At 62.3% G+C, this 19,707-nt stretch carries 12 protein-coding genes, 2 pseudogenes, 1 CRISPR repeat array and 1 other annotated feature; of the genes and pseudogenes, 9 read left to right on the forward strand and 5 right to left on the reverse strand.

Features of this window, described 5'->3' with window-relative positions; all coding sequences use genetic code 11:
• Position 1 precedes the first annotated feature (1 nt).
• From B161_RS0106975 to B161_RS0106985, 3 genes are read right to left on the reverse strand one after another with little or no spacing between them, the layout of a single operon-like run.
• The gene (locus tag B161_RS0106975; protein ID WP_018632653.1) at positions 2–1,018 is read right to left on the reverse strand and encodes a TRAFAC clade GTPase domain-containing protein; all 1,017 of its coding nucleotides are present in this window, start codon (positions 1,016–1,018) and stop codon (positions 2–4) included.
• Complete coding sequence (locus B161_RS0106980) at positions 1,018–2,106, reverse strand: GTPase-associated system all-helical protein GASH (RefSeq protein WP_018632654.1); 1,089 nt, start codon at positions 2,104–2,106, stop codon at positions 1,018–1,020. Before B161_RS0106980 ends, B161_RS0106975 begins: the two co-directional genes overlap by 1 nt.
• Positions 2,107–2,112: 6 nt before the next feature.
• Positions 2,113–3,432 carry a metallophosphoesterase gene (locus tag B161_RS0106985; protein ID WP_083922916.1) on the reverse strand — a complete coding sequence of 440 codons (1,320 nt, stop codon included), beginning with the start codon at positions 3,430–3,432 and terminating at the stop codon, positions 2,113–2,115.
• Between the two features lie 201 nt (positions 3,433–3,633).
• On the opposite strand from B161_RS0106985, the pseudogene B161_RS17150 reads away from it, so the two are divergent.
• Positions 3,634–4,733: pseudogene (locus tag B161_RS17150) on the forward strand (IS5 family transposase).
• Positions 4,734–5,133: 400 nt separating this feature from the next.
• Positions 5,134–5,223 (forward strand) — a sequence feature (AL1L pseudoknot).
• A gap of 10 nt (positions 5,224–5,233) precedes the next feature.
• Here B161_RS17150 and B161_RS17160 read toward each other — a convergent pair.
• Positions 5,234–5,440: pseudogene (locus tag B161_RS17160) on the reverse strand (transposase); the annotation flags it as partial.
• Between the two features lie 587 nt (positions 5,441–6,027).
• Positions 6,028–6,873, reverse strand: a complete 846-nt coding sequence (locus tag B161_RS0107015) for a hypothetical protein (RefSeq protein WP_018632661.1) — start codon at positions 6,871–6,873, stop codon at positions 6,028–6,030.
• A gap of 136 nt (positions 6,874–7,009) precedes the next feature.
• On the opposite strand from B161_RS0107015, the gene B161_RS0107020 reads away from it, so the two are divergent.
• The 8 genes from B161_RS0107020 to cas2 are packed head-to-tail and all read left to right on the forward strand — an operon-like array spanning position 7,010 to position 16,165.
• The gene (locus B161_RS0107020) at positions 7,010–7,720 is read left to right on the forward strand and encodes a CRISPR-associated endoribonuclease Cas6 (protein WP_018632662.1); all 711 of its coding nucleotides are present in this window, start codon (positions 7,010–7,012) and stop codon (positions 7,718–7,720) included.
• A gap of 43 nt (positions 7,721–7,763) precedes the next feature.
• The gene (locus B161_RS0107025; protein ID WP_205619216.1) at positions 7,764–10,637 is read left to right on the forward strand and encodes a hypothetical protein; all 2,874 of its coding nucleotides are present in this window, start codon (positions 7,764–7,766) and stop codon (positions 10,635–10,637) included.
• Positions 10,637–11,638: a type I-D CRISPR-associated protein Cas7/Csc2 gene (gene cas7d, locus B161_RS0107030; RefSeq protein WP_018632664.1), complete on the forward strand. Its 1,002-nt coding sequence runs from the start codon at positions 10,637–10,639 to the stop codon at positions 11,636–11,638. The genes B161_RS0107025 and cas7d overlap by 1 nt, the downstream gene beginning before the upstream one ends.
• A 2-nt stretch (positions 11,639–11,640) precedes the next feature.
• A complete protein-coding gene (locus B161_RS0107035) occupies positions 11,641–12,327 on the forward strand; it encodes a hypothetical protein (RefSeq protein ID WP_018632665.1) in 687 nt (228 codons plus the stop codon).
• Positions 12,324–14,348 carry a DEAD/DEAH box helicase gene (locus B161_RS0107040; RefSeq protein ID WP_018632666.1) on the forward strand — a complete coding sequence of 675 codons (2,025 nt, stop codon included), beginning with the start codon at positions 12,324–12,326 and terminating at the stop codon, positions 14,346–14,348. Before B161_RS0107035 ends, B161_RS0107040 begins: the two co-directional genes overlap by 4 nt.
• Entirely contained in the window at positions 14,326–14,892 is a 567-nt protein-coding gene (locus B161_RS0107045) for a Dna2/Cas4 domain-containing protein (protein ID WP_018632667.1), read from the forward strand. Before B161_RS0107040 ends, B161_RS0107045 begins: the two co-directional genes overlap by 23 nt.
• The gene (gene cas1, locus B161_RS0107050) at positions 14,892–15,866 is read left to right on the forward strand and encodes a CRISPR-associated endonuclease Cas1 (protein WP_018632668.1); all 975 of its coding nucleotides are present in this window, start codon (positions 14,892–14,894) and stop codon (positions 15,864–15,866) included. Before B161_RS0107045 ends, cas1 begins: the two co-directional genes overlap by 1 nt.
• The gene (cas2, locus tag B161_RS17165) at positions 15,848–16,165 is read left to right on the forward strand and encodes a CRISPR-associated endonuclease Cas2 (RefSeq protein WP_018632669.1); all 318 of its coding nucleotides are present in this window, start codon (positions 15,848–15,850) and stop codon (positions 16,163–16,165) included. Before cas1 ends, cas2 begins: the two co-directional genes overlap by 19 nt.
• 118 nt (positions 16,166–16,283) lie before the next feature.
• Positions 16,284–19,704: a CRISPR direct-repeat array (repeat unit 28 nt; unit sequence GTCCCGTCACCCCATGAGGGGTTAGGAG).
• The last annotated feature ends 3 nt before the right edge of the window (positions 19,705–19,707 follow it).

Here is a 19,707-nt window from a genome sequence, read left to right on the forward strand (position 1 = left end):
ATTAAGCCTCGTTCCAGTTTTCGAATACCCGATCTAGGTGACGGACCGGTGCCCGTGCGGCGATCAGACGTGGATATTCTCTCTCGCGCGGCGCAAGCCAGCTTCTCAACATATCATCCAAGCCGACCACGCCGACCTCGTAATTGGCTCGCGGTAGCGCGCACACCCGCCTTGCCGTCAGCGACACCTCAGAAAACTCCGCAAGCGTCGCGGCCTCAAAAGCGTCTAGTTCTTCGATCAGAGCGCGACCTTCCATCTGCGGCGTCAGCTTGTCTAGCTTGGTCGTCACTATCTCAAGGGCTGTGCTGGGAGACAGCGCGCCGTTGTCGAGAAATGCGTGGATCTGCTGCTTGAAAGCCCGCTTATAGCTATGACGCTGTTCGGCATCGGCCATTCGGGCGCTATCCAACAGAAAGCAGATACGGTCAGCAGCTCTGAGCTCGATCAATTCGCCGATAAGTGATGTGTCCGAACGCGCGTCTGCGTAAGTTTCACCGGATCGATCTCCGATCAACAAATTGTGGTCACCACCTGCTTCGTTGCGCAAGCACAGATGGAAGAACCCAAGCCCATCCTGACGGCTTGTGCGCAACGTCACCGGCGATTTTCGTTTCGAAAGAAGAAGTGCGTCATGGTGCCGTCGCGCAAAAGCCGTCAGTGTGCGGCTTGAGCGAAACCTGTATCCCGCGAGCGGACCCTTAAGGAACGAGGCGTAAAGTGCAGAGATCAAGGTCGTCTTCCCAGCCCGAAAATCCCCCACTAGGGCGACCGTCCTGATTGGAACCACCTTCTGCAAAGGCCAGATTTGCTCCGGTCGTAGCAGATCGCTGGAGCGCAGACGCGTCAGCGCCGCCGTTTCAACGTGATCCTCGGGCTCATCGTCATCGCCAAAGTCGAGATCCGCTTCCGCCGCGCCATACTCTTCGCAGCTGTCCAGCAACTCGTGACTGAGTGCACACTTACCGGTCGTAGCGACCTCACAGTCGGGATTACGGCAAGCCGGCGCGGTTTCCGACATCAGAGCCACCGTCCTTTGATGAACAAGCGCTCGAAATAGGCTTGGGCGGCGATCTCGAACCTCGTCAGCTTGGTATCGGGCGTAAGCGCAGTGCGTTTATGGAAGGTTTTCGTGAACGAAGTGGCAGTCGCTTCGTCATCAAGCAGGCCGAGTCCGTAGTGGAGCGAGGCGATTACGTCCTTATCTCGAGCGCCGTCCAGCAGCTTAAACCGGTCACCCGGCTCCACGGCCCTCAAAGTAGCCGCTATGGTCTGCCGCTCATCCGCACTGGTGCCGAGCGCTCTTCTGATAATACCCAAGGCACCGTGCGGTCCAGGAAGGTCGTTGACCATCTGCGCTACATCGCTTCCGATCACGAAAGGCAACGATGCGGCTTCGATAGAATCCAGCGGGCGTTTCAAGATGTAGCTCCAGCCACCCAAGTGCCACCAGAGCAGATCAACTTCTTCGGCAAGCCGGACATTCTCGACCGTCAATTGGTTGAGCGTCACATTGAACTTTTCGATAGCCCGCTCTTCAGCTGCCTTGGCTTCGGCGACGACCGCGTCTAACGCGGTCTTGACGGTTGTGGCGTCAAAAGTTGCTGCGAAACCGGCGATAGCTTTTGATGTGTCGCGCCACTGGCTTTTCGAGATCCGAGTGCTGAACTTCAGACCCCGGTTCCGTGCCGAATCCGAGAAGATGTCTCTAGCAGCAAGCTCGAGCTTGCCGGTGCCCGGCGCGCGGCGCTGATCAGCAAATGTTGCCGCCAAGAGCAACGTCGCGACGTGGTCACGATTTCCTGCTTGGAGGGTGCTCTCGAGGACTATCGCACTCATGATCCTGGCGTCTTCGCGGTCCCGGCTCAGCGAGAAACCCGCTTCCTTCTCACGAATGGTCGCCTGCAGCCACTCGCCCGTTTCTTCGCCTTCCGAGAGCGGAATGCCGTAGGCGATATGTGTAAGCCCGACGATCTTCTCGACGGAGTTGCGTGCTTCGGTCGATAGCTTGGCCAAGGCGGCGACCCGGGCCTCAACCAGTGACCGTTCAGCCGTAGGCTGAAAATCTCTAAAGGCATCCGCGAAATCAAACGCGTCATCGTCGGCCATGATACTCTATTCCTTCTTTGCGATGAGCTTGATGACTTCGTCGTTCAGGACGTTCAGAAGCCCTTTCTCCTTCGCCCGACTGACGGCGGCGAGCACGAACTGCCACCGTTTCAGTCCTTGGTCGCCATCTTGGTCCAGTCCAAGCTTGCCGATGATTCGACGCTGATCGTGTTCCGACAACTCGAGCAAGTTTCGAATGACGGTCGTCGAGTGCAACGGTTCGTCTGGTTTTACGGCTGCGGTCGAGTCGTCGTCAGTCATGGCGGGCGCTCTTTTATCGGCGATCGCCCCTGCTGTTGCGACAGGCGCGTCAGCAGGCTTTGTCCATTTCGGCAGCTGATGCGGAACAGACCACTGTTCGTTGTCGACCAGATCTGGCACTGCAATGAACCGCTGTCCTTCCCACTTGCGAACCCAGATGCCGACATTGAGCTGCCGTTCCTCATCCGGCTTAGCCTCAACCGAGAGCTCGATCCAATTGTATCCCGGATCCCAATTGGGGCCGTCTCTTTCGGGTTGAATCGCGCCTGCCCTGATCGTCGTGAACCATCTGCCTTCTTCGATACGCCGAGTATGTTCATGTCCGAACAACTGGAGATTGGTGATTGCTTCAAGTCGATCTTTGAAAGCGCCGCCGTTACGCAGCCAATTATACGGATGATGGCACATGACGGCGTGGATTACACCATCCTCGCGCTGGATCTGTGCGCCCATCGGATCGACGAACATTTTGTTGACGTCGTCGAACTGGTCAGAAACTAGCACCGAGCTGAAGCCCCAGAATTTCAGGGTCGATCCGTCATTCAACGTCCAAGACCGCCTAACATACGGCTTGATCTCGGGATGCTTATCATCATATGGCCCAATCGCGCATTCGAACTGCGCCGCGAAGGCGTTATAGTTGTCAAGCGGCGCGAAGATCAGCTGTGATGACTCGGGCTCGCTTAGATACTCGCGAAGTCTGCTGTCGGCTGCGTCTACATCGAGCTGCCGAAGGGTCTCGCGGGCGTCTTTATGCATGCGTGCCGAGGCCTTGCCACGATCCACGTCGTGATTGCCCGGAATGACAAAAACGTCCTCCATCCCACAGCCCGCCGCGGGGCAGAGCAAATCCCTCAACCAGTCTGTGGCGAACTGGTATTCGTCCTGCGCTCCTGCAAAAGCAATGTCGCCGGAAATCAGAACCGCGTCAGCTGGGCGACCAATCTTTGCCCGCATTTTCTTTACGTCGTCGATAATATCGTCACGAAGAGCGCCGTTCGGATCGTCGTCTCTACTGACTTCCTTAGATCTAAAGTGAATGTCCGACAAATGTAGAAAAAGCATCTTGCCCCGCAATATAGCTATGCACCCCGTCGAGGATCACGCTGCAGCCTTGATGCCTCGTTTGCTCGTATATCTAAGGCCTAGCGACTTTTGAACGGCTTTCGGGCGTTCACGGTAAAAAGGGCAAGCTGAGGGCCTCTATCAACGTCTTTGATCTTGTGATTCCCTTCTCCTTGGATCTGGAGGCTTGAGGGGGGGCGAATGTCGTCGCAGCGGGGGTTTTTCGACGTCGACGAGCGGCTGACGCGCCTGAGCGCCTTGGGCGACCGGCTTGAAGGCGCTGCGGGGGCCGTGGATTTCGAAATCTTCCGGACGGATCTGGAGCGGGCCTTGGGTCATCGCTCCGGGGCGCAGGGGGCTGGCCGCCCTACGACCCCGTGATGATGTTCAAAATTCTGATCGTCCAGACGCAGCACAGCCTCTCGGACGATCGAATGGAGTTTCGCTTCGCGTCCCTTCGGGGGCTGATCAACGACCGTCTGTCCTTCATGCAGTTTCTGGGCCTGGGTCTTGAGGGCAACGTCTAGGACGCCAAGACGATCTGGGCCTTCCGCGAACGCCTGACCGAGGCGAAGGCCGTGGAGGCGCTCTTCTCGCGCTTCGATCAGGCTCTGCGCGAGGCGGGCTTCATCGCCATGTCGGGGCGAATCGTGGACGCCTCGCTCGTGGCCGCGCCCAAGCAGAGAAACAGCGAAGAGGAGAAGCGGCGGGTCAAGGCGGACGAGAGCGCCAAGCGGATCTGGGGAGACAAGCCAGCCAGAGCCAGCCAGAAGGATGTCTGCGCCCGCTGGACGCTGATTTTCGGTCGGGGGCGCAAGCAGCCCGACGGGACGCGCGGTCCTGACATCGCCATTCCCTTCTTCGGATATAAATCCCATCTCAGCATCGACCGGGGCTCGCGCTTCATCCGCAAATGGGCGGCGACCAGCGCCGTCGATCATGACGGCCGGATGCTCAGGCGTGGCCTGATCGACCGCAGCAACACCGCCTCGGGCGTCTGGGCCGACAGCACTTATCGCAGCCGCAAGAACGAGGCCTTCCTCCAAAAGCGCGGCCTCGTCAGTCATATCCACAGGCGCAGGGCGCCCGGCAAGCCGTTCCCCGCGCATATGCGCAAAGGCCAGGTCACCCGCTCAAAGCATCGCGCGCCAGTCGAGCATGTCTTCGCCTTTCAGAAGGACCTTTGCGGTCTGCTCGTCAGAACCATCGGGATCGAGCGGGCCAGAATGAAGATCGGCCTCGCCAACATCCTCCACAACATCAACAGGCTCGCCATCCTCCGAAGAAAGAAGGCCGCCTGAAACAAGGCAGCTGGCCCGGAGTAAAGCCCAAAATCACCGGCAAAACCGCCGGGAAAATCAGAAAATCAACCACAGAGGCAGCCTCACCCACGGCCGAGCGACGACACGCGCGGAAAACCGAACCTCAGAGACGTTGATAGAGGCCCTCAGGCGCGCGAGCGCGCGGTGCGGCTGATATTCGCTCAGGAAGCTGATGCTTCTTCACGCTGAACTGCCCACCAGTCGATATCGGCAAAAGATCTGCTGCTCGGCGCACAGGCTGCTGGATTGGGTAAAGAGGGCAGATGGTCGATGCTAGCGAGAGGGCTGGCTTGCCGACGGACGCGGCCGAAAAGATCAAGGCTCTTGAGCGGGAGAAGCACGAGCTCCGGCAGGCCAATGAGATTCTGCGCAAGGCGAGCGCTTATTTGGCCCAGGCGGCGTAGGTCCGCCCACTCAAACGATGATCACGTTCATTGACGATCACCGCGAGGCGCATGGGGTCGCCCCGATCCTCAAGACGCCGCAGCCGTCATCCCTCCCTCGCTCGACAAGCGACGCCAGCGGTCGAGGAGATTGGCGGCCACGCCGTTGCGACGCGCGACAGAGGAAACTGTCTCCCCCGCCTCGAAACTCTCCTCGATGATCCGCAGCTTCGCCGCCGTCGACCAAGACCGCCGACGCGCGGTTCCCGTGATCACTTCGACCTGTTCATAATCGTCAGACATAAGCCTGTCCTCAAGGATATCCTTGAGCCTTTCATGCTTACGCCAGATGTCCGGTCAAAACGGGGGGCGCTTCACTGCGCTCTGGCGGTGAAGGCGCACAGGTCTACGCATTCATATTTCAACGAATGACCTGCGACCGCTTCTCCACGTACAAACTTTATTGCAACGCTTGTAGCGCTTTGCAGATGGCAATCCGCTGTTATGTACGATCTTTACCTTTGCCCTCATTTTCTGGTTATTATTTTTCAATGGGTTGTGTGGATTTTAGGTGCAAACTTTATTCCAACTCGACAGGAAGAAGCGCGCTGAATGCGCATCCTTCTGATGGGAGGCGCCGGATATGATGACGTCAGGACCGCGCCTTTCCGCAGGGAGGAGCGCGGCCTTGGCGCCGCTTTTCAGCTGCGCCCGATCATTCGGGACGTTTCTTCATGGGAAAAGTCGCATAGCCTGCTTGGGGTCTCGCCGGGCGCATGCATCGCCACGGCGCGCATCGCAGTCAGATCTGTTGTGGAGACGCCAGACGTTTGAAGGGCTGGCGGACGCCTTCGCCGGAAAATCTGCGCCGTTTGATATCCGCCTTCGCTTCACGGTCGAGCTTCGACGTCAATCGGGACAGGCAGCCAGATCTCATAAAGGACGTCGCCGAAGGCCCTGTGTCTTAAGGATCTCTGCACGTAAATTCTCAGAGCCTTGCGAATATTCGGGATCTTCTTGATCCTGAAATCGCCGCTCGACTCGCCGCCTTCATGCTCGACCGCAAGCACGCTGAGGATCTCCTGAGGGAGGTCGTCGTTCAGGCGAAACATCAGCGTCTCGCGCGCATGCCAATCGGCGTCGCCCGCATCCGAGACGTAACCCGCGACATCGCCTTCATGGATCAGGCGCCTCACGCGCGCGGGCGCAAGATCGATATATTGCCGGAAGGGGTCGGGATAAGGCGTCGAAGATCGATAGGCCGTCGAGGCGTAGCCGCGAAAATGGATTCTGACTCCATCCCGCACCAAAGCATGCGGACTGAACTCACACTCCATGAGGCCGGATTTCGCCGCGTAATCCAGACGCACCGCGCGCCTTCCGACGCAGGCGGCGTAAAGGCGCTGGAACACGTCGGGATCCGGCTCGCTGAAGCCGAAGGTCGAAATCTCCTCCAGAGGCGGACCGAAACGAGGCTCTTCGCCGGAGGCCTCCGCCAGACGATGCTCGCCGCGGATCACATCCAGCAGGGCCGATGCGGAGGTCGGAGCGAACGCCAATCCTCCGGTCGCATCCGCGAATTTCTTGAGGCGGCCGCTCGGGACCAGTCTTCCCGGGTGGGCTTTTTGATAGCCTGAGATGATCCGGCGCTGGGCGTCTTCGCGCGACCTCGCCGTCAACTCCGCCAGACGTCGGGCGCTTAATTCGCCCTCCCAGCAAGCCAGATACTCCAGCATGGATTTCTCCCTTTTGGAAGGTTCAGGCCATATCCCAAGAGAATTTTTATCTGTGATCATTTGCGCTGAATATTGCCTTTTATGATCCTAAAAATCATGCTTAATCAAAACTACATTCAATCGCGCGGAGGCTGCAATGCGAATCAGACTCGATTTCAGGATGCGTCCCCAATTGGTCCAATATACGGACAGCCTCAATGCGGCCTTGGTCGCCATGTTCACCGAGGCCGGGCTGACCTCCGAGCAAGTCGTCGGCGAGCAGGCTTTCCCCTGGACCTTCGGCATGGAGGCCTTTTCCGCTCCAGGCCGCAAGCGTCGCGTCAATTCCGTGGTGATCTCCTCGCCGCATCCGGCCTTCAGAGAGGCTCTGCCCCGGCTGGAGGCCGCCAAAGCGCGGGTGAGATCCTGCAACGGCGACGTGATCGACGGCGCCGAGGCCCGCATCCAGCCTTGCGACGATCTCGCGCCGGGCGCGAACGAGATCATGATCGGCTTCATCAGCCCCTTCATCCTGCCAGCGGCGAAAGAGGGCAAGGCCAAGACCCGCTTTCATGAGGAGCTGCCCGTCGCCGAGGCCCCGGCGGCGCTCAAAGCCGGACTTAATCGCCGAGCCGGACGCGAACTCGACCTTGAGATCGTCATCGACCCCCTGACGGCGCGCACCGACGGCCGCAGGAAGCATCTGATCCATATTCGCCGTTTTCCGAACGGACGCAGCATGATCCTGCCCGGCTTCGCCGCCCCCCTGACGCTTCGCGGCGATCCCGAAGACGTCCGCTTCGCCTATCTGGCGGGCTTCGGCGCCAAGACCCGGGCGGGCAACGGCTGCCCCGCGCTGATGTCGTGAGGCCGCCATGCTGACCCATGCCCGAGACCTTTTCGATTCTTTCATGGAGATAGTCGTTCGGCGGGGAGCCTTCGGCTCGGCTGAGCGGGATTTCCAACAGGGGCCGCTCACCGAGAAGGCCGCCAAGGACGTGGCCGCCGGCAAGCGGATCGATCCTCGGACGCCTTGGCTCTGCCGCATCTCCGGCAAGGGCGGCTATGCGGAGGGCGAGGCCTTTGAAAAGCGCAAGCTCTTCCGCAACGTCAGCCTGCTCGATCATCTGGTTTCGGTGGCGCGCGGGGCGGCGGTCTTCGCGGAGTTGGATCTGCGCGCCGCCAAGGCGTCGGAGGATCAGATCCGCAAACGCGTCGCTCGTCAGATCGCGGTCGGCTTCCTGCATGACGCCGACAAGATGCTGGACAAGAGCCGGGTGGACGAACTGACGGTTCAAGACGTGGCGGGTCTGATGACGCGCTATCGCGTCGACGTTTTTTTGCAGGAAGCCGGCGTCGAGCTTGATCCGGGGGATCTCCTCTCGATGATCCACGCGGTGGAGGTCAGCCGCAGCAATCTGACCGCGCCGGGCATGAGTCTGCTCTCCAACGAGGCGCAAAAGGATTGCCTGTATGCGCGCCTCGCGGATCGGATGGAGAGCAAATTCCTGAAAACGCCGAACGGCGTGCGGGACATGCTGGAGGAATGGGCCTCATTCGAGGGGCTGCGCGCGAAAGCCGCTCTGGGCGCGTGGCGCGTGGTCCATCTGCGTTCGGCCCATACGCCCTTTCTGCTGAACCAGCTGCAGATCGGATTGTCCCACGCCGTTCAGAGGTTGGCGGGCATGCCGCCGCTGATCGAGATTCATCATGACGGCGAATTGCTCGCTCTGATCCCTGAGGCCGTCGCCGAAGTCGCCATAGAGGAGGGGATCGCCCAAGCGACGAGGCGCCTTCGGCTCAAGATGCGCGTGATGACCAATCCGCGCGGCGCCCGCGACATCCTCGAAGGCGGCTCAGGGATTCACGACCTGCTGAGCGTGCTGGAGGATAATCCGGACGAGGCTTCGAAGGCTCTTTTCGTTCATGTCGATCTGCTGACGGGCGCGAATTCCCTGCGCGATTCCATCGACGAGCTGTTGATTCCGCTCGGCCTGCCGACGAATTACGCCGGTCTGGAGAAATTCCCCGGCAAGCATTATCAGCCATGGCCCACGCGCGGCGGTTCTCTGGACGAGCTGGAGGTCGCGCGTCGCGGCTACGCCGCCGCCTTGGTCGTCGGCCTCGGCTGCACGGAGCCCGGGGAGAAACGCCTCGCCGAACGCACGCCCGACGCCGCCAAACGCGAAGCCGAGCTTCTCGCCTTGCTGGAGGCCGAGGGCCATGCTCCGCCCGAATGGCTGGGCGCGCTTGAGCATAGGCTCAGCCGCCAGACCTTGCTCGCGGGCTGGGCGGCGGGCCTCGCCGGAGAGGATTCAGAGCTTTCAGACAGGATTTTCGGAGAAGACGGCCTTCTGAAGCTCTGGCTCTGCGGCGACGGCGTCGAAAGGGCCGGACTTCTGGAGAAGATCGGCGATCCCGGCGCGGCCCTCGCCGGAGCCGCGACGATCTGGCTCCGGGCCGCCCTGAACCGCCGATTTCTCTCGGCGGATGAGCAGGCCCCCGGTCGTTGCCATTTCACCAATACGCCCGTCGGCCTTGACGCAGAGATCGACGCCAAATCCGGCCTTGACGGGCTCAAGGTCAGCGCCTTTTCCGGCCGCGAAGGCCGTCCGGAGTTTTTCGACCGGACGAAATCCCAGACTCTGGTTTCGGCGCCCGCCGCCGCCGAACATCGCCTGCGCTCTTTAATGAGCGAAGGGCGCGGGGGGGGCGACGTTCCGGCCTATGTCTCCACGCCGACGATGATGGGGCTTTTCGCGAGCCTCAACATGGAGGCCGATCAGGATTTCCTCCAGATCGACCATTACGACCTCGCGAGGCTGGAGGCCAAACCCGGCAAGGAGGTCTATCCCGAGACCCAGACCTATGGTCAAAGGGTGATGTTCGCCCGCCATGTCTCCATTCCGCCCAAGACGGCGGACGCCGTTAAGTTGGCGCGGATGATGATGCAGGCGGCCTTGCGTCTGGGGCGCCCGGTGCATGTCTTCAAGGGCCTGCCCACGCCGAACAACGCTTATGTTCATTTCGACTTCCTGCCCGGCGCGATCGAGCGGGGAATGGGCGGCGCCTCGCTGCGTCTGGAGCAGCTCCCCGACGCCCTGCGCCTGCTCGGCCTGATCGAGGATATGGCCGACGCGCCGAACCTCGGACTTGAGCTCGCTTTGCGCTTCGCCGATCCGGCCACTCGTTTCGCCGCCGCCTGCGAGGCGCTCGCCGCCCTCAACCGCCTGCCGGAGGATAAGCTCAAGACGAGCCCCCTCCCGCATCCCCTGAGACACTTCGTGAGGAGCCCCGACATCCCCATGACCAAAAGCGACGAACTTCTGATCGACTACGCCCGGTCGATGACCCGGATTCAGACCGCTCCCAAACGGGAGGCCAGCAATTCCGAACGGAGCCTTGGGCTGCGGATCGCTCTGGAGGCCATCGACGAATGCGCCGAGATCGGCCAGATCGGGCCGGAAAGCTTCAAGGCCGGAATCGCCGGCAAGCTGGAGGAGGAATTCGAACGCTCCTCGCGGCTGGCTTGGCGCGGCAAAGAGAAGGGCCTCCCCTTCCCGCGCAAAGCCGCCATGGAGACGGCGACGCTTTTCGTCGAGCGCCTCTGGCCCGAGGTCTTCAAAAACCGCCAACCCGCCGCAAAGGCCCGGCGCATTTCTCTGGCGATCTATCAGGTCGCCTTCGACAACGAATCCTATCGTCCGCGCGCCAAGCCCCTCGACGAGGAGGCCCAAGAGGCCGCCGCGCAAGACGCCCAGACAACCCCTGCGGAGCAAGACTGATGACCCTCGACGCGATCAAACCCTATCTCGGCGGCCTCGATTCCCTGCTTTCGACCGCCAGCGACGACAAGGGCAAGAGCTACGCCCAGCCTGCGTTGAAGAACCTCGGTTCCGCGGTTCTGGTGGTTCTGCGCGAAGTGATTTCGCCCGCCTCCTTCCGCAACGCCGAGGCGGAGATCACCGACATCGACTCCAAAGGCCGCCGCCACGCCCGGGCCGTCGCTAATAAGTTCAAATTCGGCGAGCGCGCCCGCGGCCTGCAGGTCCTGCGCTATTTCGAGGCGGGCGGGGCCTCGGCTCAGAACAAGACCGCCTTCGTGGGCAAGGAAAAGCCCTCCGCCCGCTTCGACCTCAACACGCTGGTCTTCGGCGACAGCGCCAATCACGGCTCGAAGGTTCTGCCGGTGAAGGCAGCCGCGCAATATTCCGACGCCGTGTCGATCCAGCCCTATGGCGATTGCGTGGACAGCACCTTCCATAACCGCGCCTCCGAAGACGGCTCGCTCTTCGACGCCCAGAGCAAGGCGAATTCGACCAATATCTTCGAGCGCCATTTCCTGCGGCCCGGGACTTTGCTGCTCCAGACCATCGCCTTCAACGGCAAGACCGCCCCGCCGGAGGCGGTGGAGCATCTGCTCTTGAGCCTTGGCCTCGCGGGCGCCTATGGCGGCGCGACCTCGATCTATGGCGTGAACGTCCGCAATCATCCGCTCGGGATCTTCGCCGGACGCTTCGAACGCGACCTGAGCAGCCCCTATGTCGCCATCGACCGGCTTTATGAGCAGGGCGTCGATCCCGACGACGCGGCCGCCGTCTCCAGGGCTCTTTCGGAGTTCTATCGCGCGGCCTGGCCGGTCGAGATCCCGGGCGAGGCGATCCTCGCGACGCAAAAGGATCTGATCGCGCGGCTCGAAGCCGACGACCCCGCCCTGCGCGGCGCCTATAAGGCGACCGCCGGGAAGGTCGGGGCCTATTTCGACGCTTGGTTCGAGGGAGTTTGAGGATGGGCGCGCCGGTCGCGACTCCGGTTCGGGCCGTCTCGCTGACCCCGTTCCATTATCACAGCCTTGCGGTTCCTTCGGGAACCGCGACCCTCTCCAGCTATCTCGCCGACCGCTCCATGTCCTATGCTCTGGCGGGGGCGATGGGCGCCTTGGCGGCCTCGACGGCCCTGCCGCAAAAGGATTACCGGCGCGATCTGGAGGCCTTGCCTTGGCTTTGCTCAGCCTTCGAGGCGCAGAATCCCCGCTTGCTGCCGCCTATCGGCAAGCGGCTGAATCTCGATGCGGAAGGCGGTTATCAGAAAAAGCTGATGGACGCGACCGGAACCGGGAATCTCAAGACCTGGTTTTATATTCAGGAGGTTCCGCCGGGCGTCGCCTATGAGGGCGCGGTCTTCGGCCCCGACCCGTTCAAGCTGGCCTCCGAAGCCGAAGGGCGCAAGATCGAGAGCCTCATTCTGCGCACAGGACGCCATCTCGGCGGCCTGATCGAATTGCGCCGAGCCCCGGAGATCGAAGAGGCGCGTCTCAATCTTCATACGGCGAAGCTCTTCGGCGCGGAGGTCGAGGCGATGCAGGCCGACGTCTTCGCGCTTTACGACATCCAGCTCACGGCGCCGATGAAGCTGGCGGCGGCGGCGGAGATCGTCGGCTCATGGCGCGGCTTCCAGATGGGAGCCTCCGCATGACCGAAGCCCTCTCCTTCGTCATTCCGCGTCATGCGGTTCCCTCCGATCCGCAGACCGGACTTTCGCCGCTTCAGGCCCGCATGATCGAGGAGAAGGCCGCCGTGCGGATCTTCTCCGCGCCGACGGGCGCGGGCAAGAGCTACGCCTTTCAAAAGGCCATGCGGGAACGCGACTCCCGCATCCTCTTCATCGTCCCGACGCGGCGTCTGGCGCAAAACCTCATGGAGGGGCTGCTTCAGGATCTGCTCGACGCCGGTCTGAGCAAGGAGGAGGCTCAGGCGCGGATCTTCCTCTGGACCTCGGACGGGCGCAGGGCGCATGAGGAGGCTCATCCTGAAGTGAGGTTCCGGGATCTGCGCATCCGTCAGATCCGCAGCGAGATCCGCCCGGATCTCGCCCCCGAGGGCCTCGGCTTCATGATCTTCGCGACGCCGGAAAGCGTGGCTTGGTATCTGCTGAACGCTCATCGGCGCGGCGACGGGCAGGACGCCGAAAATCCCTTCGACCTCCTGCGTCTGGATCATATCGTCTTCGACGAATTCCACAGCATCGACGCGCGCGGCATGGGGTTGTCCTGCGGCTTGGCGGCCATCGCCAGCCGCATGGGGCGGACCGCGAAGATCACCTTTCTCTCCGCCACGCCCATCGACGTCCGGACCACCCTGACGGGCTTCGGAATCGAGGCCGCCGCCATCGTGACGGCTCAGGAGACCGTCGTGACGGGGGCGCCGGAGGCGACGTCCGCCATGCGCGCCCTGCATGGCGACGTGCGGGTGAGGCTGGAGCCGGGAACGGATCTCCCAAGCCTGCTGGAGGCGCATAAGCCGCGCATCCTTGAAACCCTCGCGCGGGAGGACGCGGGCCGTCAAGTGGTCGTGATCTACGATTCCATCCGCCAATTGCTGCAGGACAAACAGGCTCTGGCCGTCTGGTTCGACTCCATCGGCGTCCGGCAGGAGGATCGTCTCTCCATCAACTCCTCCGACGACAGCGTTGAGCGCGAGATGGACGGCTTCTTCACCATCGGCCGTCAGACCGATCCGCGCGACTTCAAGGTCCTGATCGCCACCTCCAGCGTCGAGATGGGCGTGACCTTCAAGGCCGGGCTGATCCTCATGGAGCCCGGACATGACGCTTGCTCCTTCGTGCAAAGGCTCGGACGGGCGGCGCGCGGCGACATTTCCGGAGAAGTCGTCGTGCTGCTCAATGAAGCGGCTTTGGCGCGCCCGCGTCAGGCTTGGCTGCGGCATCTGCCCAAGCTGCTCGCCGACGAGGGCGAGCGCATTTCTGTGGACCGCTTCACGGATCTCGTGCTGAAGGCGACCCGCGCGCGCTTCGACGCCAAGCCGGAGGATCTCGCCGCCGATCAGATCGAAACGGACGGCTTATTCAAAACCATGCCGGAATCCGCGATCTGGGGCGCCGGGCTTTTCTGGGCGGCTCTGGAGCGGAGCGCGCATTACAAGGGCCTCGGGAGCGCGCTGGAGAATTTTCGTCCGAAACATGCTGCGGAGATCAAAAAGCGCCTCGACCCCTTGCTGGCGAGCCGTTGGAACTTCACGAAAGCCTGGGCGGAAGCTTTTCTCAATGAAGCGAAAAATCTGCGGATGATTCTGCCCAAAGTGACGCTGGTCGAACCCGGCGGCAAAAGCAAATCCATCCCTTGGCTGCTTTACGCCGCGACGGATGAACTGCTCCGTTCTCCCGCCGTCGTCGACGATAAAGGGGGCGTGACGGTCCATGTCTCGCGCCCCATCGCCTCGCTCGAAGGCGCATTGGGCGGCCAGCGCGCGGAGCGTCGGGAGGAGGCCTTGCTCCCTCATACGGGGCGGCGGATCACTCTGCCGCTTCAGGACATCGCCACCCATTGGCGCCGCAACGCCCGCAAGGAGTTGGAAGGTCCGCTCTCGCCAGATGAGGAGGTCGCTCTCAAAACGGCTCTGGCTCTGGTCAACCGCACGCAGATCGTCCCTTTCGTCCAGAATGAGGCGGGAGGCCATGGCGCGAGCGTCATCGACTGAGCTCGGCGATTGGGAGGCGCCGATCCGCGCCTTCGTCGCGACGGTCGAAGCCTATGAGCTGCATGGGCTTTTGTTCCAGCATCTGGAGCTTTGCGAAAGGCGCGCTTGGTTGCATCTGCATCGGGTGGATTACGCCCATTTAGAGGAGCGCATGAAGCTGGGCGCCGTGGCGCATGAGCTGCATCGCCCGCGCGACCGCTCGGTGGAGGGGCTGATGGGCCTCGCGCCCGACCGCATCGACTGGGCGAGGCGCGAGGTGATCGAGGCGAAGGGCTCGGCGGGCGCGCGGCGGGCGGTCTCCATGCAGACGCTTTTTTATGCGCTGCTGCTCATGGAGGCCACCGGCCGCAGATGGACGGCGGCCAATGAGATCGTCGGCGGGCGCAAGAAATTGCCCGTCGCAGTGGGAGCGGAGGAGATCGCGCGCATGCTGGCGATGGCCAAGCGCTTGGGCGAGTTGGCGGCGGCGCTCTCTGCGCCGAAGACCACGCGCAAGCCGATCTGCGACTCCTGCTCTTACCGCTTTCTCTGCGGGTTCGTCTGATGGAGACGCTGTATCTCACCAAAGACGTCAAGATCTCCCGCGAGCATTCGACGTTGCTCATCCTCACGGCCTCCGGCGCGCGGCGCCGGGCGCCCATCGAGGGGCTGAAGCATGTGATCGTGGCGGGCGAGGCCCATCTGACCACTGCGGTTCTGGGTCTCTGCGGTCGCAACGGCGTGCGGGTGACGGTGCTGGACTGGCATGGGAACGTCGTCGGCTGCTTCGAGCCGAAAGGCTCTCCGGCTTCAGGGCGGGTGCGGCTGCTTCAGGCCGCGGCGGCTCTGGATCCGGAGAGACGGATGCGTTTCGCCCGGGCCTTCGTAAGCGGGGCGGCGCGCAATATTCTGGCTAATCTGAAATATCGCAGCTATCGCGGGAATCGGGCTCTGGAGGGAGCGGTCGTCTCCATCGAAAAACTATCGGAGCGCATTTCCGGGGCCGAGAGCGCGGAAAGCCTGATGGGGATCGAGGGCCAGATCCGCGCCTTTTATTACGAAGCCTGGCCGCTGATCGACGAGGCTCTGGCTTTTGGACCGCGCAGAAGAAGGCCGCCGAATAATCCGATCAATTGCCTGATTTCCTGGTTCAACGGGCTGGCCTACGCCTTGACCCGCAACGAGATCTCCAAAACTCATCTGGATGATTGCGTCTCCTTCCTCCATGCCTCGCGCGAGGCGCGGTCTTCTCTGGCGCTGGATCTCTCTGAAATCTTCAAGCCCGCCATCTGCGACACGCTGATTTTCGAGGCCGTCCTGCGCGGCATGGTCAAGCCTGAGTGGTTTCATGAGGAGGAAGGCATCTGCCGCCTCTCAGAGCGGGGCCGCGTCGAGACGCTGGAGCTTTGGGTGCGCAAGACGGAGGAGCGCGCGCAGGGCGAGGCCTCCTTTCGGGAGATCGTCCGTCAGGAGGCTCTGGGGCTGGAGCGGGATCTTCTGGGGATCGACGATTACAAGCCATGGAGACGGCGGATCTGATGTTCCTCGTGATCACCTATGACGTGTCGTCGGCGCGAACCGAGGTTTACAAGAAGCTGCTGGTGAAATTCCTGACTCATGAGCAGAATTCGGTTTTCGCGGGAGATCTGACGGAATCGCAATATCGCAAACTGAGGGCGGCGCTGCTGAAGGTCGCGGAGCCTGGAGATCGCCTCTTGCAGTTTCAGACGGCCAATCGGCATAATTTGCGGGCTGTGTCTTTGGTGAAGAACGAGGGCAATGGAGCGCTGGAGGAGAAAGAGCTCTTGCGCCATTCCTTAGGCTCTTTGATACTCTGACTACGCTGGCTCATCGTGCGTTTGGCTTGGGGGCGCGTAGTGGTAAAGAGCGGGATTTCAGAGCATTTCAGCGCTTTTTCAACGCCTGCTTTCAGGCTTGCTCATTGAAATTTAGAGGGTCCCGTCACCCCATGAGGGGTTAGGAGGCGAATGGTATGGCGCGGCGGGCGCGAATGCGGGCCTGTCCCGTCACCCCATGAGGGGTTAGGAGATAGGCTCGCCGATAGGCTTCGGCGGCGTTTCCCGTCGTCCCGTCACCCCATGAGGGGTTAGGAGCCGGAGTCTATGGCTCGCGGAAACTGAGACAATCAGTCCCGTCACCCCATGAGGGGTTAGGAGGGAGCTTCCGAGAAAACTGCGGCAGGGCTATGCGTCGCGTCCCGTCACCCCATGAGGGGTTAGGAGGTCGCCTCGCGGGCGGCGGCCTGCTGCTGCTCTTGGGTCCCGTCACCCCATGAGGGGTTAGGAGTTCGCCGTCCGAGTCCAGATCCTCGGGTCGTCGCGCGTGTCCCGTCACCCCATGAGGGGTTAGGAGTTGGCGACGGGCTCTTGCGTCACGGAGCCCTGATAGGCGTCCCGTCACCCCATGAGGGGTTAGGAGGGCGTCGCGGAAGCGCCCCAAGGCGCGGCCACGGCCGTCCCGTCACCCCATGAGGGGTTAGGAGGCCGACAACCAATACGAACAGGATGTGAACGACGTTGTCCCGTCACCCCATGAGGGGTTAGGAGAGCCGCCATCGTCCGGCTTGGCCTCGCCCTTGGGCGATGGTCCCGTCACCCCATGAGGGGTTAGGAGATCTTTTTGACCCAATGCGCAAAGAGCGGCGCCGGGAGTCCCGTCACCCCATGAGGGGTTAGGAGGTCAAGCGTGAGGATCGGGTCAGGGTCAGCCATTGCCGGTCCCGTCACCCCATGAGGGGTTAGGAGTGCTGAACCAGAACATTATCGCGCGCGATCTCGGATTGTCCCGTCACCCCATGAGGGGTTAGGAGACCCGCGCAACTTTCGTGAAGGCCCAAGATCTTCTTGTCCCGTCACCCCATGAGGGGTTAGGAGAAATTCGTTGGGCCTCCGGCCGGACGCCAGCCTGCGAGTCCCGTCACCCCATGAGGGGTTAGGAGAGCGCCGCCGAGCGCCGCGCCAAAGCCGCGAGCATGGAGTCCCGTCACCCCATGAGGGGTTAGGAGGTTCACTGAGATGCGCGGTTTTTCTCTTTCTTTTGCAGGTCCCGTCACCCCATGAGGGGTTAGGAGAGAGTCAGAATCGCCTCATCCTCTGGAGTAATATCGTGTCCCGTCACCCCATGAGGGGTTAGGAGGCCGAAGCCTCGCGGTTGGCCTCTGGCGGCGATCAGGCGTCCCGTCACCCCATGAGGGGTTAGGAGGAGGTGGGAACCTCTAGATCCCAACCTTCCGCGGGGCCGTCCCGTCACCCCATGAGGGGTTAGGAGTTCACGCGGCGGCGCTTTTGGTCGGCGTAGAGCGATTGTCCCGTCACCCCATGAGGGGTTAGGAGATCTGCGGGACGCCTTTCGCGAAGAAAATCAGCGGCGCGTCCCGTCACCCCATGAGGGGTTAGGAGGACGCCCTTCGGAGAGGCCCAGTTGGTCAGCTCCTCGGGTCCCGTCACCCCATGAGGGGTTAGGAGCGCGCTCCATGGTCGCCTCCGAGGCGCGGGAGAAGGGGGTCCCGTCACCCCATGAGGGGTTAGGAGGACGGCCCCTGCGTCGTGACGCTCACCCACGAGCCCGGGTCCCGTCACCCCATGAGGGGTTAGGAGAGCGCCGCCACGCCGTCGCCGCTCATACCGGTCCAAGTCCCGTCACCCCATGAGGGGTTAGGAGGGCGAAGGCTGTGGACATGCTCAAGGCGACGCTCCGCGTCCCGTCACCCCATGAGGGGTTAGGAGTCGCCCGACGCCTATTCGGCGGCCATGGCGAAAGAGCGGTCCCGTCACCCCATGAGGGGTTAGGAGGCCCTGTGACGCTGCAAGAGGCGGCGGAGCAGCAAGGTCCCGTCACCCCATGAGGGGTTAGGAGGGATTCGATCGCCACGTCGGCGGCGACGCCCCTCGGGCGTCCCGTCACCCCATGAGGGGTTAGGAGATCGGCTACAAGGGCCTGATCGACCTCGCGCGACGCTCGTCCCGTCACCCCATGAGGGGTTAGGAGGACGGTAGGCCAAAACTGGCCTAATTTAGGTTCATCGGTCCCGTCACCCCATGAGGGGTTAGGAGGGCGGCCCATGCGTCGGGCATGGCGGACGATGGGGCCGTCCCGTCACCCCATGAGGGGTTAGGAGTTCGTCAAACCAGGTCGGACGACAGAGCGGATCGCTGTCCCGTCACCCCATGAGGGGTTAGGAGAGGCTGGAGGTCATGATCCGCCTCCTTTTTTGCGCCGGTCCCGTCACCCCATGAGGGGTTAGGAGAACGAAGTCGAGCTGCAGGTGGCGGGCGTGGTCGAGGCGTCCCGTCACCCCATGAGGGGTTAGGAGGCTCATGCGGAGGCCTCCATATCCGTCGGGGCGGCGTGTCCCGTCACCCCATGAGGGGTTAGGAGTGGGATTTTTCCCAGATCGTCAATGGGGAAGGTTCCCGTCCCGTCACCCCATGAGGGGTTAGGAGGGTCGCTGAGGGCCGTCAAGGCTATGACGTGGCCGTGGTCCCGTCACCCCATGAGGGGTTAGGAGGTGACGCCGAGCGAGGAAGCCAAGCCGCGCGCGAGCGCGTCCCGTCACCCCATGAGGGGTTAGGAGTTCTCCGAAGGTTTGGCGGGAGTCGCCGAGCGGTTCCTGTCCCGTCACCCCATGAGGGGTTAGGAGATGAAGGGATGATCCTCGCCGAGGCAGCTATGGCCCCGTCCCGTCACCCCATGAGGGGTTAGGAGAGGTCGAAGCCGCCCATAGCCCAGACGCCGCCGGGCAGTCCCGTCACCCCATGAGGGGTTAGGAGAGGCGCTCCACGCCTTTCTCGCCGAATTCGTGGCTCTTGTCCCGTCACCCCATGAGGGGTTAGGAGGACGCCTTGCGCTTCAGGTCTTCGCGAGAGACCTCCAGTCCCGTCACCCCATGAGGGGTTAGGAGGGAGATTATGTCTACCCGAGCGAGGCTAAGGCCCCCCGGGTCCCGTCACCCCATGAGGGGTTAGGAGGCGTCATCGACCAGATCCATATAGGCGGAGGAGTTCAGTCCCGTCACCCCATGAGGGGTTAGGAGGTTGACCTGATAGGACCGGAAGCCGGGCGCTTGGCTCGTCCCGTCACCCCATGAGGGGTTAGGAGTGGCGCGCGTCCCGGCCCCGGTATTTCCGGGCGAGGGGTCCCGTCACCCCATGAGGGGTTAGGAGGCCGGAATCGAGGCGCTCGGGCTGCTCTTCATCGCCCGTCCCGTCACCCCATGAGGGGTTAGGAGGTCGTCGAAGACGGGGCGATCTCGGACAGCAAGCCCGGTCCCGTCACCCCATGAGGGGTTAGGAGGCGCCAAAGCGGCCGCCTGTGATGGGCGGGGCGAATGTCCCGTCACCCCATGAGGGGTTAGGAGCGC

Source organism: Neomegalonema perideroedes DSM 15528 (assembly GCF_000374145.1).
GTDB lineage: Bacteria > Pseudomonadota > Alphaproteobacteria > Rhodobacterales > Rhodobacteraceae > Neomegalonema > Neomegalonema perideroedes.

What these genes read in the sequence shown, in the direction of transcription:
- B161_RS0106985 (WP_083922916.1), bottom strand. Translation starts at nt 3,432, where the DNA reads ATGCTTTTTCTACATTTGTCGGACATTCACTTTAGATCTAAGGAAGTC.
- B161_RS0107025 (WP_205619216.1), top strand. Translation starts at nt 7,764, where the DNA reads ATGGAGATAGTCGTTCGGCGGGGAGCCTTCGGCTCGGCTGAGCGGGAT.
- B161_RS0107045 (WP_018632667.1), top strand. Translation starts at nt 14,326, where the DNA reads ATGGCGCGAGCGTCATCGACTGAGCTCGGCGATTGGGAGGCGCCGATC.
- B161_RS0106975 (WP_018632653.1), bottom strand. Translation starts at nt 1,018, where the DNA reads ATGTCGGAAACCGCGCCGGCTTGCCGTAATCCCGACTGTGAGGTCGCT.
- cas2 (WP_018632669.1), top strand. Translation starts at nt 15,848, where the DNA reads ATGGAGACGGCGGATCTGATGTTCCTCGTGATCACCTATGACGTGTCG.
- cas7d (WP_018632664.1), top strand. Translation starts at nt 10,637, where the DNA reads ATGACCCTCGACGCGATCAAACCCTATCTCGGCGGCCTCGATTCCCTG.
- B161_RS0107020 (WP_018632662.1), top strand. Translation starts at nt 7,010, where the DNA reads ATGCGAATCAGACTCGATTTCAGGATGCGTCCCCAATTGGTCCAATAT.
- B161_RS0107040 (WP_018632666.1), top strand. Translation starts at nt 12,324, where the DNA reads ATGACCGAAGCCCTCTCCTTCGTCATTCCGCGTCATGCGGTTCCCTCC.
- B161_RS0107035 (WP_018632665.1), top strand. Translation starts at nt 11,641, where the DNA reads ATGGGCGCGCCGGTCGCGACTCCGGTTCGGGCCGTCTCGCTGACCCCG.
- B161_RS0106980 (WP_018632654.1), bottom strand. Translation starts at nt 2,106, where the DNA reads ATGGCCGACGATGACGCGTTTGATTTCGCGGATGCCTTTAGAGATTTT.
- B161_RS0107015 (WP_018632661.1), bottom strand. Translation starts at nt 6,873, where the DNA reads ATGCTGGAGTATCTGGCTTGCTGGGAGGGCGAATTAAGCGCCCGACGT.
- cas1 (WP_018632668.1), top strand. Translation starts at nt 14,892, where the DNA reads ATGGAGACGCTGTATCTCACCAAAGACGTCAAGATCTCCCGCGAGCAT.